At 66.5% G+C, this 16,824-nt stretch carries 11 protein-coding genes and 2 pseudogenes; 6 read left to right on the plus strand and 7 right to left on the minus strand.

Annotated elements, in window-relative coordinates; genetic code table 11:
* Nucleotides 1-180: 180 nt before the first annotated feature.
* The 6 genes from ML01_RS17805 to ML01_RS17830 all read right to left on the minus strand — a co-directional run bounded on the left by ML01_RS17805 (nt 181) and on the right by ML01_RS17830 (nt 8,097).
* Complete coding sequence (locus tag ML01_RS17805; protein ID WP_058556749.1) at nt 181-2,535, minus strand: PAS domain S-box protein; 2,355 nt, start codon at nt 2,533-2,535, stop codon at nt 181-183.
* 659 nt (nt 2,536-3,194) lie between these two features.
* The gene (locus ML01_RS17810) at nt 3,195-5,114 is read right to left on the minus strand and encodes an acyl CoA:acetate/3-ketoacid CoA transferase (RefSeq protein ID WP_058556750.1); all 1,920 of its coding nucleotides are present in this window, start codon (nt 5,112-5,114) and stop codon (nt 3,195-3,197) included.
* 11 nt (nt 5,115-5,125) lie between these two features.
* On the minus strand, nt 5,126-5,908 hold the full coding sequence (locus ML01_RS17815) for a 3-hydroxybutyrate dehydrogenase (RefSeq protein WP_058556751.1): 783 nt from the start codon (nt 5,906-5,908) through the stop codon (nt 5,126-5,128).
* Between the two features lie 73 nt (nt 5,909-5,981).
* Nucleotides 5,982-6,755 carry an enoyl-ACP reductase FabI gene (gene fabI, locus ML01_RS17820; protein ID WP_058556752.1) on the minus strand — a complete coding sequence of 258 codons (774 nt, stop codon included), beginning with the start codon at nt 6,753-6,755 and terminating at the stop codon, nt 5,982-5,984.
* An 89-nt stretch (nt 6,756-6,844) separates the two neighbouring features.
* Nucleotides 6,845-7,495 carry a thiol:disulfide interchange protein DsbA/DsbL gene (locus ML01_RS17825; protein WP_058556753.1) on the minus strand — a complete coding sequence of 217 codons (651 nt, stop codon included), beginning with the start codon at nt 7,493-7,495 and terminating at the stop codon, nt 6,845-6,847.
* A gap of 95 nt (nt 7,496-7,590) precedes the next feature.
* Nucleotides 7,591-8,097 (minus strand): disulfide bond formation protein B, encoded by a 507-nt coding sequence (locus ML01_RS17830; RefSeq protein ID WP_058556754.1) that lies wholly within the window; start codon nt 8,095-8,097, stop codon nt 7,591-7,593.
* Between the two features lie 801 nt (nt 8,098-8,898).
* Between ML01_RS17830 and ML01_RS17835 the strand changes: the two genes are divergently transcribed.
* The 6 genes and pseudogenes from ML01_RS17835 (at nt 8,899) to pstB (ending at nt 15,720) form a co-directional block, all read left to right on the plus strand.
* Complete coding sequence (locus ML01_RS17835) at nt 8,899-9,858, plus strand: sulfurtransferase (RefSeq protein ID WP_082674398.1); 960 nt, start codon at nt 8,899-8,901, stop codon at nt 9,856-9,858.
* Between the two features lie 268 nt (nt 9,859-10,126).
* Nucleotides 10,127-11,170, plus strand: coding sequence for a substrate-binding domain-containing protein (locus ML01_RS17840; protein WP_058556756.1), 1,044 nt, complete (start codon nt 10,127-10,129; stop codon nt 11,168-11,170).
* Nucleotides 11,171-11,308: 138 nt separating this feature from the next.
* Nucleotides 11,309-12,700: a phosphate ABC transporter permease subunit PstC gene (gene pstC / locus ML01_RS17845; RefSeq protein ID WP_058556757.1), complete on the plus strand. Its 1,392-nt coding sequence runs from the start codon at nt 11,309-11,311 to the stop codon at nt 12,698-12,700.
* A pseudogene (locus ML01_RS30700) lies at nt 12,693-13,202 on the plus strand (DUF3333 domain-containing protein); the annotation flags it as partial. The gene pstC and the pseudogene ML01_RS30700, both read left to right, overlap by 8 nt.
* Nucleotides 13,203-13,724: 522 nt before the next feature.
* A pseudogene (pstA, locus tag ML01_RS30705) lies at nt 13,725-14,519 on the plus strand (phosphate ABC transporter permease PstA); the annotation flags it as partial.
* 454 nt (nt 14,520-14,973) lie between these two features.
* Nucleotides 14,974-15,720 carry a phosphate ABC transporter ATP-binding protein PstB gene (gene pstB / locus ML01_RS17855; RefSeq protein WP_371258223.1) on the plus strand — a complete coding sequence of 249 codons (747 nt, stop codon included), beginning with the start codon at nt 14,974-14,976 and terminating at the stop codon, nt 15,718-15,720.
* Nucleotides 15,721-15,780: 60 nt separating this feature from the next.
* On the opposite strand, the gene phoU is transcribed toward pstB, so the two are convergent.
* Nucleotides 15,781-16,674, minus strand: coding sequence for a phosphate signaling complex protein PhoU (phoU, locus tag ML01_RS17860; RefSeq protein WP_156427812.1), 894 nt, complete (start codon nt 16,672-16,674; stop codon nt 15,781-15,783).
* Nucleotides 16,675-16,824 lie beyond the last annotated feature (150 nt).

Consider the following 16,824-nt stretch of genomic DNA (forward strand, 5'->3'; position numbering starts at 1 on the left):
CGTATTGAACCAAGGGCCAAGGGCCAAGGGCCGAGGCGGACTCCCTTGGCCCTTGGCCCTCGGCCCTCGGCCCTTTTGCCTGCAAGCGCCGTGTCGTCGGGAAACTTGATAGCAGTGCATCCCGCTCTGTCGGTGTTGACCTGGAGGTCAACACTCCAGTCAACGCCGACCGCAGGGCGCCTAATCCGCAAGCAACGCCTTGATTGCGGCGACGCCTACGGGCTTGACGAAGTGTTGATCAAAACCCGCTTGCTGCGTCTTCTGCCGGTGCTCATCCTGGCCCCAACCGCTGATGGCGACCAAACGGAAGGCGTCTTTGCCGTGGCGGGCGCGCAAGCGGCGCGCGGTCTCGTAGCCGTCCATGCCGGGCATCCCCAGGTCCATCAGCACATGGCTCGGCAGCCAGTCCTCGCAGATCCGGATGGCCTCGGCCCCGTCGTGGGCAATGCGCACCTCGGCATTCAGCGTCGTCAGCAGCAGGCCCAGGCTTTCGGCGATGTCCGGGTTGTCGTCCACCACCAGAACCCGGCGCTGCGGGGTGCGCTGTGTCGGCGCCGCCTGCGTTGGGTTTTGCGCCGAGGCGCCGCCGCAGAGCGGCAGGGAGACGGTGAAGACCGCGCCGCGTCCGGGGCCGTCGCTCTCGGCCCGGACACTGCCGCCGTGCAGCGCGACCAAGCTCCGCACCAGGGTCAGGCCGATGCCGAGTCCGCCATCGCGGCCGGGCTCGGCCTGGGAGAACATCTCGAAGACCTCTGCCAGCCGCTCGCGCGGAATGCCGCGCCCATCGTCCTGCACCCGGATGTGGACGCTGTCTGCCGCGGGCTCCGCCGTTACGGCGATGCAGCCGTGGTCGTTGGTAAACTTGGCCGCGTTGTTCAGGAGGTTGCAGAGGACCTGTACCAGCCGGATGCGGTCGCCCTGCACCGGCAGGGGGCCAGAGGGCAGATCGACGCTGAGCCGGCGAGCGCCCCGGCTGAGACCGCTGCCGCTGATCTCGAGCGCGGCGCGGATGACCTCGGCGAGGTCGAGCCGCTCCATGCGCAGTTGGATCGTGCCGCGGCTGATGCGCGCGACGTCCAGCAGGTCGTCCACTAGACGCACCAGCAGGTTGAGCTGGCGGTCCATCATCTGCACGGGCCGCTCGCAGGCGGAGTCCTCGCCGCGCAGCGCCTCGATCAGGTCCAGACCGGTGCGCAAGGCCGCCAGCGGATTGCGCAGCTCATGGGCAAGGATGGCGAGGAACTCGTCCTTGCGCCGCGCGGACTCGCGCAGCGCCATCTCGGCCTGCTTGCGCGCGGTGGTCTCCTCGGCCACGACGCTGACGCCCGTAATGCGGCCTTCGGCATCCTTGACCGGCAGCCAGTGCTCGACAAAGCTGCGCTCGACACCGGGTCGGGAGGGCGTTTCGCCGACGATCTCCACATCGAGCCGCGGCTGGCCGGTGTCCAAAACGTCGCGCAAGATCGCTTCGGCCACCTCGGCGAGCCTCGGCGTCAGCTCGCGCACCGTCTTGCCGATGTGCTCGGCGGCCGGGATGCCGTTGATCTCGGCGAGGCGCTCGTTGATGCGCACAAAGCGCAGGTCGCGGTCGAGCAGGCACAGGCCCACCGGGGCGTTGCGGTAGAGATCTTCCAGCTCGGCCAGGCGCAGGCGGGCCTGTTCCCTGGCGGCCAGCGCGGCTGCTTCGGCCTGCTTGCGCGCGCTGATATCCAGATGCATGCCGATCCACTCGGTCACCTCGCCACGGGCATCGCGGATCGGCGCCGCGTGCACGCTCACCCAGCGCCACGCGCCGTCGTGGCGGCGCACCCGGTACTCGCTCACCATCGGCTCGCCGCGGGCGACGGCGTCCTGCCAGCGCTGCGCGACCCGGGCCGCGTCGTCCGGATGCACGGCATCGGCCCAACCCGTGCCGAGCATCGCCTTGGCCGTCTGTCCGGTAAAGGCGAGCCACTCCGGCTGCGCCGCCTGGGCCAATCCCGACGGCGGGCAGGACCAAGTGACGGCGCCGGTGGCCTCGACCAGGGTGCGGTAGCGCAGCTCGCTCGCACGCAGGGCACGCTCGGCGGCCTTGCGCGCGCTGATATCGCGCACGACCAGCAGCGCGAACAGGGGCTCACCGGCCGCCGAGCGCACCAGCGACCCGCCGTAGCTGGCGATGAAGTCGCGTCGGCCGTCGCGGCGGCGCACATGCAGCTCGTAGCCGTCGAAGACCTCGCCGCGCAGCGCCCGGGGCATGGGCCAGTCGGCGACCGGCACGGGGTGCCCGTCCATATCGAGCAGCTCCCATTGCTCCTGGATCTGCTGGCGGGACTGGGATGCCTCCTGCAGGTTGGCGTAGCCGTGCAGGTCGAGCGAGACGCGGTTGTGGTAGATCACCTGCCCGCTCGGCGCGGCCATCACCAGCCCATCCGGAACGCTCTCCATGATGCCCACGCGTTCGCGAACCAGGCGCTCGTCGCCGGCGGTGGTCTGGCTCGCCCGCAGGCTGAGGGCGCGCTCGAGCTCCGCGACCCGGGCTTCGAGCCGACGCACATGCGCTGCCGTCGGCTCCGGTACAGAGCCGCAGGGCGCGGCAGCCTCGCCAGCTTCGGTGGCTGCCGTTCCGCCGGGCGGGAGCGGATGGTCAGCCACGGCGACACGCCAATCTCAGGAACACGAGAGCTTTGCCGGGGCTAGGCGGCGCTGCGCGACGCACCGGTGCCCAAGGTCGCGCACGGAAGGCGACGGCACGCCCGGCTGGGAAGCTCCGGCCCGCGTTGACAATGACTTCCACGTTGGAAATAGACTGCCGGCCAGACACGCCGGTTGGGATGGTAGTGGGGGACCACCGCGTCCGTGCGCTTGGCGACGAGGCCAGCCGCCAACCGGCGGCCGCAACGGACCGAAACGTGCGAATCCCTGGTGCCCTGCGCTGAATCCTGCCGCCCCAGGCCCAAGGTCGTCAAGGTGCGCACCCGGCCCCGCGGGCTCAGATTGGTCATTCACCGGCTGGTCGGTTGCTGGCGAGCCGGGCGAGCGGCGGCCCGACAGGCCCCTCCGCCCGCGACATGCGCACAGGCAAAAGGGCCGAGGGCCGAGGGCCGAGGGAGCTCTCCTCAGCCCTCAGCCCTCGGCCCTCGGCCCTTGGTTCGCGACGACCGGATTGCTCAAAAGAGCGCTCCGCGCCCTGGCCGGTCTGAGGCTCTACCTCGCTAGAGCGCGGATTCCGCTTCCGCCCGCGTCTCGAAGATGTGCGGCGCGAGGCCGCGCTCCTGGATCGCGCTGCCGAGCTTGTCGCGCAGGAACGCGCTGGTGCTGTAGCGGGTGATGTTGCCGTAGTGGTGCGTGACCATGTGCTCGACCACGCCGGCGTAGGCATCCATGGCCGGCTCGCTGACCTCGAAACCGTCGTAGTTGACGATGACATCCACCTGCTTGCCGATCTCCCGGCACTTGCGCTCCACGGCGTCCTGCACGTCTTGGGCGTCCTTGGGCGTGCGCAGCTTGAGCCCCTGGAAGTTGAGAAACAGCAGGTTGCGCTCCGGCTGGTAGGAGATGCGATCGAGCAACGAGATGGCGAGCAGCGAGTCCTTGAGCCCCATCGGATCGGGGCGGAAGATGCGCTCGTCCATCGGTTGCGGATCGTGGATGATCGGGCGGAACGCCATGTTTGCGAGGATGTCGCGCTCGATGTCGATGCCCGGGGCGACCTCGGTCAGCTCCAGGCCGTCCGGGGTCAGCGCCAGCACGCAGCGCTCGGTGACGTAGAGCACGCGCTTGCCGTTCGTGGCCGCGTATTCGCCGCTGAAGGTCACCTGGTCGATGCGCTCGACAAACTTGCGGAACCGGCCCTCGTTGACGATCACCAGCTTGCCGTCGGCGATCTCGACCTTGAGCCCGCCGGCCATGAAGGTGCCGACGAAGATGACGATGCGGCTGTTCTGGGTGATGTTGATGAATCCGCCTGCACCGGCCAGCTTGGTCCCAAAGCGGCTGACGTTGATGTTGCCGCGGGCGTCGCACTCGGCCAGACCCAGCACGGCGAGGTCAAGCCCGCCGCCGTCGTAGAAATCGAACTGCTGGTTCATGTCGACCTGCGCCGAGGCGTTGATCGACGTGCCGAAGTTGAGCCCGCTGCCGGGCACGCCGCCGATGATCCCGGGCTCGGCGGTGAGGGTCATGTAGGGCAGCAGGTGCTCCTCGGCGGCGATGTTGGCCACGCCCTCCGGCATGCCGATGCCGAGGTTGACGACGGCGTTGGGCATCAGCTCGAAGGCGGCGCGGCGCGCGATGACCTTGCGCTCATCCAGCGGCATCGCCGGCAAGGCGTCGAGCGGCACGCGCATCTCGCCGGACAGCGCCGGCTGATACTGGGTGCCGTAGGTCTGCCAGTGGTGCTCGGGCGCTGCCACCACCACGCAATCCACCAGGATGCCCGGCACCTTGACCTGCCGTGGCAGCATGGCGCCGGTCTCGGTGACGTGCTCGACCTGGGCGATGACCAGGCCGCCGGCGTTCTTGGTGGCCATCGCGATGGCGAGGGTGTCCTGGGTCAGCGCCTCGCGGTTCAGCGCCAGGTTGCCGTCGGCGTCCGCCATGGTCGCGCGGATGAAGGCCACGTTCGGCGTCGGCGCCTTGTAGAACAGCATCTCGCGCCCGCCGAGGGTGATGACCTCCACCAGATCCTCGGTGCAGCAGTCGTTCACCTTGCCGCCCTCCAGGCGTGGGTCGACGAAGGTGCCGAGCCCGACCGGCGACACATTGCCCGGCTTGCCGGCGGCGATCTCGCGATACAGGTGCGAGATGACGCCGAGCGGCAGGTTGTAGGCCTCGATCTTGTTGGCCAGCGCCAGCTCGCCGATCTTGGGCACCAGGCCCCAGTGACCGCCGATGGCGCGCTTGATGAGTCCCTCGTGGGCAAGGCGGTTGGCGCCCTGGTCCTTGCCGTCGCCGGGTCCGCCGCCGAAGAACAGGGTCAGGTCGCGCGGCGCGCCGGTGTCGAGAAAGCGCCGTTCCAGCGCGACGCCCAGCTCGTCGGGCACGCCGACAACACCGAAGCCGGAGAACACCAGGGTGTCGCCGTCGTGCACCAGGCGCACGGCCTCGTCGGCAGAAACGATTTTGTTTTTCATGGCGTTGCTCCTTACTCCATGCACCAGCCGTGGCTGACGACCAGCGACTGGCCCGTATAAGCGTTGCTTGGGTGGGCGGCGAGGAAGACGGTCGCCTCGGCCACGTCCTCGACGGTGGTGAACTCGCCATCGACCGTGTCTTTGAGCATCACGTTCTTGACCACCTCGGCTTCGCTGATGCCAAGCTCCCGGGCCTGCTCCGGGATCTGCTTGTCCACCAGCGGCGTGCGCACGAAGCCGGGGCAGACGACGTTGGCGCGCACCCCGTGGGCGGCGCCCTCCTTCGCCACCACCCGGCAGAGCCCGAGCAGGCCGTGCTTGGCGGTCACGTAGGGGGCCTTGAGCAGGCTCGCGATCTTGGAATGCACCGAGCCCATGTAGATGATCGAGCCGCCCTGCTCCTGCGCGTACATCGGCTTGAGGCAGGCGCGGGTGGTCAGGAAGGCGCCGTCGAGGTGGATCGCGAGCATCTTCTTCCAGGTCTCGAACGGCATCTCGTGCACCGCGCCGATCATCTGCACGCCGGCATTGCTGACCAGGACGTGGACGCCGCCGAGCTCGCGCACGACGCGCTCCACACCGGCCTCCACCTCCGCCTCGCTGGTGACGTTCATGGCGACGCCGATGGCTTGGCCGCCGGCATCGCGGATCTCCCCGGCCACCGCCTCGGCCCCTTCCAGGTTGAGGTCGGCGATGGCGACCTTGGCGCCCTCGCGGGCAAAGGCCAGCGCGATGCCGCGGCCGATGCCGCTGGCCGCACCCGTGACGATGGCTACCTTATCTGTCATGCGCATGAAAGCGTCCTCCGGATCAGGGAAGGGGCGTGCAGGGGCGCCCGGTGGCGGCGCCACCTGGGGATCGGTCGGATCAGCCGACGGCGTGCATGCCGCCGTCCACGAACAGCGTCTGCCCGGTCATGCCGGAGCCGCCGGGACCCACCAGGAAGGCGGTCAGGGCGCCGACCTCTTCCTGCGTCACCAAGCGTTGCAGGGGCGCGCGTTGCTGGGCCGTGGCGAGCAGCTCGTCGAAGTGGGCGATGCCCGAGGCCGCGCGGGTCATGATCGGCCCCGGCGACACCGCATGGACACGGATGCCCTTGGGGCCGAGCTCCAGCGCCATGTAGCGCACCATGCCCTCAAGCGCGGCCTTCACCGGTCCCATCAAGCCGTAGTGCGGTATCGCCACATTGGCACCGTGATAGGTCATGGTGATCAGCGCCCCGCCGTGGCCCATGTGCGGCTCGCACAGCCGACCGAGCTCGGCGAAGGTGTGGCCGGAGATGGCCATGGCCTGGCCGAAGCCCTCGCGGCTGCTGTCCGTGACCCGCCCATGCAGGTCGGCGGCGGGCGCCCAGGCGATGGCGTGCACGGCGAAGTCGAGCCCGCCTAAGCTCGCGACACCCTGCTCGACGAAGCTCTCCAGCGAGCCCGGCACGGTCACGTCGCACGGGAAGATCGGCGCGTCGATTTGCTCGGCCAGCGGCGCAACATAGCTCCGGGCCTTGTCGTTGAGATAAGAGAGGGCCAGGCGGGCGCCCTGCCGATGGGCCTCCCGGGCACAGCCCCAGGCGATGCTGTGCTCGTTGGCCACACCAAGAATCAGGCCGCGCAGGCCCGCGAGCGGAAGATAAGGCGTTTGCATTGTCGTCCCCGACACAGTGGGCGTGTGCGGGGGAGTATAGGTGCCGAGGGTGACCTTCTCGTGACCTTGAACGCGGGCCGGTGCGGGACTCAGCCGCGCTCGCCTCGCGCCCGCTCCACCAGGGCGTCGGCAATGCGGAGCAGGCCTTCGTAGCCGCGCACGCCCTCGCCGACGACAACGTACCGCCCGTCCACGACGATCTGCGGCACGGCGTCGACCCGCATGCGCGACTCCAGATCCTGCGCACGCCGCAGCGCGAGATCCACCTCGAAGCTGTTCAGCGTCTTGCCGAATGCCTCCGCGTCGCGCCCCTGCTGCTCGACCCACTTGAGAATGTTCTTTTCCGTGTAGAGGTTCACCCGGTCTTGGATCACGGCATCGAACACGGCCTGATCCAGCTCTGCCAGAGAGCCCCCGAGCTCGAGCGCGTAGTACAAGCGCGCCAGATTCGCCCAGGCCGCGCGGCCGAAGGTGACCGGCACGCGCTGGAAGGTCACATCGTCAGGCAGTTGCTCGGCCCAGGCCTTGATCAGCGGATTCAGCGACCCGCAATGCGGGCAGCCGTAGGAGAAGAATTCCAGCACCTCGATCGTCGCGTTGTCGGTGCCGGGCTGCGGCGGCGCGAGCGGGCGCCAGTCGCGCCCCTCGACGAGGCCGTCCTCGGCACGGGCACCCGGAATCACAGCCGCCGTGAGCAAGGCGACCAGGCCGGCATGAAATTCTCGACGGGTCATCGGCATCGTTTGGGTCTCCGGAAGAATCATCGCTTGGTTAGGGCTCCTTGCCATCTTCATCGAAATCGAAATCGGGATCGGGATCGGGATCGAAATCGCCCTCAGGCTCCCTCGGCGTCGGGCGGACGCCGCAGCAGCAGCCATAGCGCCAGCGCGAGGATCGCGATGAAGCAAAGCAGCGCCCAGCCGGCCAAGGCAACGCCGAAGATGACGAGCGCTTTGTCTTCGCAAAACCCCGTGGCCATGAACAGCGTCGGCTGCTGCATGCCAAGCCATTCCACGAAGCGCTCGATGGGACCCATGTCCGGGCCGAGGCAGGAGACGCTGCCCTCGGGCTGCGCCTGCAGCCAGGTCTGAAAGCCCGCGGTCGCCGCACCGCCGGCCGCCGCCAAGGCGACCAGCGCGCCGCTGATGCGCCGCGCGAGGCCGGTCGTGAAGGCCGCGAGCAGCGCCAGCGGTGCGATCAGCATATATAGCAGTCGCTGGAAGATACACAGGTGGCAGGGCGCGAGGGCCAGCCATTCCGTCAACAGGATGCTCGCCAGCGCGAGCGCCGCGCTGCCGACGGCGATGAGGAGCCAAAGCCGACGATGCGTGATCAGTGCCATAAGGAGCAAATCTGGTTGAAGTCAACGAGCGACCGCGGCCGACCGCGGCCTCGCGCCGCGGCGCCACCGCAGCAGCGAGCGGCTGCATCGTCGCACTCAGGTCGCGACGCCGCGAGTCCCGAACAACCCGCGAGGCGTCTGCGCTGCCGCTGGCGCCCCGCGGCAGTCGACATTAAAGAGCAGCCACGGCGCGCGTTCCACAGCCTGTTTGGCCACCCGAGGGCGAGCTAGCGTTGCTCGGCTGAGGTTCGCCCCGCAGGCACAAGCCGTGCGGGAGCCAGCGATGCTCGCCGCGCGCATTCTCTCCCGGTTCGTAGCAAGTCGGCGAGGCTCTGCGCGCGCCGGCTGCGGACAGCGCCGTCGCGCCGGAGCCGCAGCGCCCCCCCCCTGGGGCGGCTGGCAGCTCATCGTGCCGCGGATGGGCGCGCGCAACGGCGCGCAGATCCAGTCGGCAGCCGCCCGGGCGCCTTGTCGCATACCTGTCTCGACCCAACAAACGAGGATTGACAAATAAGCGGTACACTCGTCGCAGCGGAACCAAGGTCGGGCGAACGCTATCGCTATCGCTATCGCTATCGCTATCGTTGGTGGGCGACATCGCACCACGCAAGGGTTTCGCACTTCGACGCCGCTTGAGCCAAATGCGGTTGCGGGTAGATTTCGAGTTCGAATGACCACCCTTACCTTGCTGTCCGGCGTGGACGGGGCGGGTGCCATCCGATCTCTGTTCAGGATGCCCGATCCATCGCCTTCTGCCTCAATCGGCGTCGATACCGGCGTCCATCACCAACGGAGCGCAACATGCCCCACCGGCCCATGCCGTCTTCATTCAAGCCAATCCGCGGGCTGAATGCCCTCGTCCTGCTCGCCGGCCTGCTATGGACAACCAGTGCCTTTGCGGAGCCGGACTTCCTGGTCGATGCCGACTGGCTTGCCGAGCGCCTGGACGAGGAGAATCTGATCGTGCTGGAGGTGCGTTATCACCCGCACCGCTACTTCACCGTCGGCCACATTCCGGGCGCGACCCAGGTCCAGCGGTTCAAGGATCTGGGCGACAATGCGGCGAGCCCGATCATGCGCTTTCCGTCGCGCGAGACCTTTCAGCAGACGCTGCGGGCCTGGGGGGTCGACGACGACTCGACGCTGGTGCTGTACGACGACTCCAGTACGGCGCTTGTGTCGCGCCTGTATTACCTGCTCGATCTCTACGGCTTCAACATGGATCAGGTGAAGATCTTAAACGGCGGCACCATCGACTGGACCGCGTTCAATGAGTTGACCAAGGAGCCGACAGCGCCCCGCGCGGCCGGTACCGTGACCCTCGGCGAGGCGAATCCGGAGCTGTTTGTCGAATGGGACGACGTCTATGCCGATGTCGTCTCGCGACGTGATCCCGACGTGGTTCTACTCGATGCCCGCCCGCGGGACATGTACACCGGCGAGGTCATTCGCCACTCCATCATGGGCGGCCATATCCCCGGCGCAATCAACATTGTGAGCCTCGACGGCACCGACGGCCAGAGCGGCAAGTGGCGTGACGATGCCGCCCTAGCAGCGCTCTACGCAGAGCTGCCGAAGCACAAGCGCATCTATGCCTACTGCCACGACGGCTTCCGGATGGGCCTTGCCTACCTCCAGCTCAAGCACCTGGGCTACGAGGATGTACGTCTCTACAACGGCGGCTGGTCCCACTGGGGCAACGAGCTAACCTTGCCCGTGGTGGAAGGCGAAGAGCCGCTGGGCGGCGACTTTGCGCTCTGACCCCGGAGTGTCTACGGGAATACGCACTCCGCGCTGCACCCGTTGCGCCGGTAGCCGCCGAGCGCAGCCCCGCTCCCGGAGCGTTGCTCGCGGGTGAACCAAGGGCCGAGGAGTCCGCCCTCGGCCCTCGGCCCTCGGCCCTTTTGCCTGCCGCCGGTGACCCGGGACCTGAGGCGCGGTCATAAAATCGTCATTCTTTCGTCACAACTCCGCATAGATCGTGGGGCATACTTCTCGGCTCGACTAACCCGCTGATGGAATTGCCCCCATGAAGAAATCTCCGATTGCCGTCGCTGTACTTGGCACGCTCGCTCTCTCCTCGCAGGCCATGGCCCGCGATACCATCAACATCGTCGGCTCCTCGACCGTGTTCCCATTCGCGACCACGGTCGCCGAGCGCTTCGGTAACACCACCGAGTTCAACACCCCGAAGATCGAGTCCACGGGCTCGGGCGGCGGTATGAAGCTGTTCTGCGCCGGCGTCGGTGTCGATCAGCCCGACGTCACCAATGCGTCGCGCCGGATGAAGGTCTCCGAGTTCGAGAACTGCCAAAAGAATGGCGTCGATAAGATCACCGAGGTCAAGATCGGTTACGACGGCATCGCCATCGCCAACTCGAAGAAGGCCGAGCAGTTCGAGATTTCGCTGCGTGACGTGTGGCTGGCGCTGGCCAAGGATGTGCCGAACCCAGAGGGTGGCGAGGAGCTCGTCGCGAACCCCTACAAGACCTGGAAGGACGTGAACTCGGATCTGCCCGATGTCGCCATCGAGGTGCTCGGCCCGCCGCCGACCTCCGGCACCCGTGACGCCTTCGCCGAGATCGCGCTGGAAGGTGGCTGCAAGACCTTCGACTGGATCGCGGCAACCAAAGCCGAGGACAAGTCGAAGTACAAGTCGATCTGCCACACCATTCGCGAGGATGGAGCCTATGTCGAGGCCGGCGAGAACGACAACCTGATCGTGCAGAAGCTCGACTCGAACGCGGACGCGCTCGGCGTCTTCGGCTTCAGCTTCCTGGACCAGAATACCGACAAGCTGCAGGGCACCATCGTCAATGGTGTCGAGCCGACCTTCGATAACATCGCCAGCGGCGACTATCCGGTCTCGCGCTCGCTGTACTTCTATGTCAAGAATGCCCATGTCGGCACCATACCGGGCATCCAGGAGTACGTGAACGAGTTTACCAGCGACAATGCTTGGGGTCCGGATGGCTACCTGCCGCCTAAGGGCCTGGTTCCGCTGCCCGAGGACATGCGCAAGAAGGTTGCCAAGTCGGCACAAGGCCTGGAGCCGATGTCGAGCCCCGAATAAGGCCCGGCTCGATGCGTGATGCCGCTTTGACGCGGCATCCGCATCCCTGCTGATCAACGCCGGCGGCTCTCAAGGGCCGTCGGCGTCTTGCATTGCTCGATCGTCTTTCGTCGCTTTTCGCCAAGACCGCGCGCTGTTATGAGCTCCACGCTGCTGTTTTTCATTGTTCTGGCCGCCATGGCGCTGGCCTATTACATCGGACGCCAACGCGCGATCGGCGTCGTCGGCGGCGTCTCTCAGATCAATCGCCTGCACTCGCTGCCGTCATACTACGGCTACTACGCGGCGCTCTTGGTCGGCCTCCCGGCAATGTTGCTACTGCTGCTCTGGGTCGGCCTGCAGGGGCAGATTCTCACCGCGCTGACGCTCGCAGAGCTACCGCCAGAGGTGACCGCCGACCTCTCCGAGGGGCAGTTGAGCCTGCTCACCAGCGACATCCGCAACCTGGCCAGCGGTAACCTCATGGGGCGTGACCCGAGCCCCGCGGTCGAGGCGGCCGCGGCTCGCTTCCAACAGCTCCAGCAGATTGCCACGCTCAGCCTCTGGGCGCTGACTGGCGCCGTTGTCCTCGCCGGCATGGCTTGGGCCTGGCAGCATACCAAGCCCAGCTTTCGCGCCCGCAATCGGGTCGAATCGATCCTGATGTTGGTGATGATCCTGTTCTCCTTAATCGCGATCCTGACCACGCTCGGCATTGTGCTGTCGGTGCTGTTCGAGTCGATCCGCTTCTTCCAGATGGTGCCCTGGACCGAGTTCCTATTCGGCACCCGATGGAGTCCGCAGATCGCCTTGCGTGCCGAGCAGGTGGGTGCCTCGGGGGCCTTTGGCGCCATTCCGCTGTTTACCGGAACCTTGCTGATCTCGTTCATCGCCATGCTGCTGGCGGTGCCGGTCGGGCTGCTCTCGGCGGTCTATCTGGCGGAGTACGCGCCGCGCAAGGTGCGTGCCTGGGCCAAGCCGGTGCTCGAGATCCTGGCCGGCATCCCGACCGTGGTCTATGGCTTCTTCGCCGCGTTGACCGTGGCGCCCTTTTTTCGTGATCTGGGCCAGAGCGTTGGGCTGGATGTCGCCTCCGAGAGCGCGCTCGCGGCGGGTCTCGTGATGGGCATCATGATCGTCCCGTTCGTCTCCTCGCTCTCCGAGGATGTGATCAACGCCGTGCCGCAGTCGCTGCGCGACGGTTCCTATGCACTCGGCGCAACCCAGTCCGAAACCATCCGCCGCATCATCTTCCCCGCAGCGCTGCCGGGCATCGTCGGCGGCGTGCTGCTCGCGGTGTCGCGCGCCATCGGCGAGACCATGATCGTGGTGATGGCCGCGGGCCTGGCGGCAAATCTGACCGCGAACCCCCTCGCGAGCGTCACCACGGTGACGGTGCAGATCGTTACCCTGCTCACCGGTGACCAGGAGTTCGACAGCGCCAAGACCCTGGCCGCCTTCGCGCTGGGACTCACGCTCTTCGTCGTGACCCTGGTCCTTAACGTCATCGCGCTGCACATCGTGCGCAAGTATCGGGAACAGTATGACTAAGACCGCCACCGCCAGCGGCGCGAGCCGCAGTCCGCGTGAGATCGTCGAGGCCAGCCTGAAACGGCGTTATGCCACCGAGCGTCGGTTCCGGCTGCTCGGGGCCAGCGCCGTTGTGCTTGGGCTCAGTTTCGTTGCGATCCTGTTTATCAACATCGTCAGCAATGGCTATAGCGCCTTCTTTCAGAGCTATCTGGAACTGCCCGTAGCGTTCGAGGCCGAGGCGATTGATCCGACCGGCGCCTTGCGCGATGGCGATCTGGATGAGGCCGAGGTCGCCAGTCAACTGCGCTCGGTGAACTTTCTCAAGCTCGCTCGCGACGCCTTGCGCGCCGAGTTTCCAGAGGTCACCGGGCGTACGCCCCTGCGCGACCTGGACGAACTGCTCAGCCCGGGCGCGCCACTGCAACTGCGCGAGCGCGTGACGCGAGATCCGACGGTGATCGGCAGCGAGCGCTCCGTGCGTCTGCTCGCGAATGACGATATCGACGTGTTCATGAAGGGGCGCATGACCCCGGTCGTGCGCGCCGATGGCGATGGGGTCGCCACGCTCGAGGGCGAGCTCGACGCGATCGGCGAGGAGGTCGTCGTGCGCGTCTCCGACGAGGGCCTGGGGCCGCTGCTCGCGCAGGCCCGTGAGCGGATCACCGACGCCGCCGACAAGCTTGCGCGCCAGCAAGGGCTGGTGCAAAGCGATCGCGACCTTCAGGATCAACAGCTCGCGCAAACGGATCTGCCTAAAGAGCAAGCGGCCGAAATCGAGCGTGAGATCGATCGCAAAGGACGCGAGATCGACCGGCTGGAGACGAAGATCCAGGACCTGCGCGATGAGGCAGCGAGCAGTGACGAGCTGATCCTGAGCGCCGACGCGCCGAGCTTCCTGCTGCGCGTCAACGACGGCCTGATCAAGTTGGTGGCCCTGGAGGCGGACCGCGCGCGCGGCGAGGTGCTGGTGCCGCCGGCCTCAGCGGACCCGGCCGAGCCAGGCACCTGGCAGACCATCGAGTTGACCACCCCGCAGGACGCGCGGCGACTGGGGGATCAGCAGATCGCCTGGGTTTTGAAGCTGGAGCACCAGGGTCTGATCAGCAAACGCTTCAACATGCCGTTCTTCACCTATGGCACCTCACGCGAGCCCGAGCTGGCGGGTATCGGTGGCGCGGTGATGGGCTCGTTCTACACCCTGGTGTTGACCCTGCTGTTCTCGTTCCCGATCGCGGTCGGCGCGGCGCTGTATCTGGAGGAGTTCGCGCCGAAGAATCGCATTACCGATTTCATCGAGGTCAATATCAACAACCTCGCGGCGGTGCCCTCGATCGTGTTCGGTTTGCTCGGTCTGGCGGTGTTCATCAATTTCTTCGGCGTGCCGCGCTCGACACCGCTGGTGGCGGCGATGGTGCTGACCCTGATGACGCTGCCGACCATCATCATCGCCAGCCGTGCGGCGCTGAAATCGGTGCCGCCCTCGATCCGCGAGGCCGCGCTCGGCGTCGGTGCCTCGCCGCTGCAGACGCGCATGCATCATGTGCTGCCGCTAGCCCTGCCGGGCATCATGACCGGCACCATCATCGGCATGGCCCAGGCGCTTGGCGAGAGCGCGCCCTTGCTGATGATCGGGATGATCGCCTTCATCGTCGACGTGCCGCAGGGCTTCACCGACGCGGCCACGGTACTGCCGGTGCAGATCTTCCTCTGGGCTGACAGCCCCGAGCGCGCGTTCGTCGAGCGAACCTCGGCGGCGATCATGGTGCTCCTGGCCTTCCTGATCCTGATGAACCTGACCGCCGTGCTCCTGCGCCGACGCTTCGAGCGGCGTTGGTGATGAGGGAAAAGCCGCAGTCTTCGGCGTTTCCCGCCGGGTAGGATGCCCAGCCATTGTCAGTGACGTTAACGCACTGAACATGAAGGAGCCGCGAGACCGCGCCCTCCGGCTCCGTCCGATTGTTGGGCAGGAGGCCCAATCAATCGGTGTCTCCCTAAGGAGTGGGGTCATGCGGCCTTGGTAATCATCAGTGCGGCTAGTGGCCAAGTTGCTGTAAAACCGCCCCAGGACCGCCCACGTGCAGACTAAGCAAGGCACGAATTACCCGCATGAGGCCCTGAACGCCGTCGCGACGATGGCGGCGATCGCGCCCCATCAGCCAGCTTCCGAGCCCCCTATGAATACCACCGCAGAAGCAATCGCCGAGAAACGACGCCATTTAACCGCCGACAGCCTGTCCCAGGATCAGTCCACCAGCACCACCGTCGGTGAGATCACCTCACCGAATCCTTGCATGGTGTGCCGCGATGTCAACGTCTGGTACGCCGACAATCATGCGATCAAGAACGTCAGTCTGGACATCGGCCGCAACGAAGTCATCTCGATGATCGGCCCGTCGGGCTGCGGTAAATCGACCTTTCTGCGCTGCCTGAATCGGATGAACGACACCATCCCGGTGGCGCGCGTCACGGGCTCGATCAAGCTCGAGGGGGAGGAGATCCAGGACCGCGGTATCGACGTGGTGCCGCTGCGCGCGCGCGTCGGCATGGTGTTCCAGAAGCCGAACCCGTTCCCGAAATCGATCTACGAGAACATCGCCTATGGGCCGCGCATCCACGGGCTGACCAACAACCGCGCCGAGCTCGACGAGCTGGTCGAGACCAGTCTGCAGCGCGCGGGTCTTTGGAACGAGGTCAAGGATCGGCTCGATGCTGCCGGCACCGGGCTCTCCGGCGGTCAGCAGCAGCGCCTGTGCATCGCGCGGGCGATCTCGGTCTCGCCCGAGGTGATCCTCATGGACGAGCCCGCCTCGGCGCTCGACCCCATTGCCACGGCGGTCATCGAGGAATTGATCGACGAGCTTCGCGAGCAGTACACCATCGCCATCGTCACCCACTCGATGCAGCAAGCGGCGCGTGTCTCCCAGCGCACCGCCTATTTCCACCTAGGCGACCTGGTCGAGGTCGGCACTACCGACGACATCTTCAACCGGCCCCAGCACAAGCTGACCGAGGCCTATATCACCGGGCGCTTCGGCTGAGGGGGCGCGGCCGGAGCCAAGGCTGTCAGCATTGGACAAGAGCGGCGGGCGCCGGGTTAATCAGCTTCGGCGCCAGTTGCTTAGGCTGTCGATCAGCAGCTCCCGGTTGCGGAAGCGAACATCCTCGGCCGTGATCACGTAGACCACCTGCTCGGCGATATTGTTGGCGTGATTGCCGGTCCGCTCCAGTGCATGGGCCACCGTCAGCAATCCGGCAAAGTGGTCGCCACTGAGCCCGGCTGCGGGATCGAAGAGGGCGGTGCGCAGCTCTTCACTGGCCGCGTTGAGTCGCGAATCGGCCTCGAAGACGGCGATTGCCTTGTCGAGATCGGCCTCGACGAGGCCCGCAACGGCGCCCTGCAATAGCTCACAGTCAATCTCCATCAGCCGATGCATGGACGCGAGCGCCTGCTCGGGCACCAGTGGTGCCGAGTCTGCCTCCAGCAGCTTCAGGGTATGCTTGGCGATGCGCTTGGCCTTGTCGCCCGCGCGCTCTAGGTCGCCGACGATGCGCGCGGTTGCGAGCACCAGGCGCAGATCGATTGCCGTCGGCTGGCGCTTGGCGATGACCCGAAACACCTCTTCATCGGCGGCGACGCTTTGGGCATCGATCTTCGGGTCGCGCTCGACCACTGCACGTGCGTCGGCTTGATTGCTCTGCGTGAGTGCCTCGACGGCTGTACGCGTCTGTTGCACCACCAAAGCAGCCATCTCAACGACCAGGCTGCGGAGGTGGGCCAGCTCGAGGTCGTAGGCGCTTACGATATGCTTATGCTCGTCTTGGGACCGCATCGATTCTGACCTCTCGCATCGATCATGAGTGAATGTAAAGATCTTGGGGGCCTGATGCTCGCCCTGCGCTGAATTCTCGCATATCAGCGCTTGGAACACCGCCTTGCCGTGGTCGAGAGTCGCAAAAATCAGGATCGTCGACGCAGCGAGGGCGATACCCACTCATCCCCAACACTCAGGGTCCGCCAGCCGTTCGCCAGCATCGGGATCGAAATCGAAATCGAACGTCTACCCTACCCGCATTTGCCTCAAGCTGCGTCGAACTGCGAAACCCTTGTGCCGCACGACATCGCTAGCCTTCCGCCGTTGCAG

The sequence above is a fragment of the Thiohalocapsa sp. ML1 genome, from assembly GCF_001469165.1.
Classification (GTDB): domain Bacteria; phylum Pseudomonadota; class Gammaproteobacteria; order Chromatiales; family Chromatiaceae; genus Thiohalocapsa.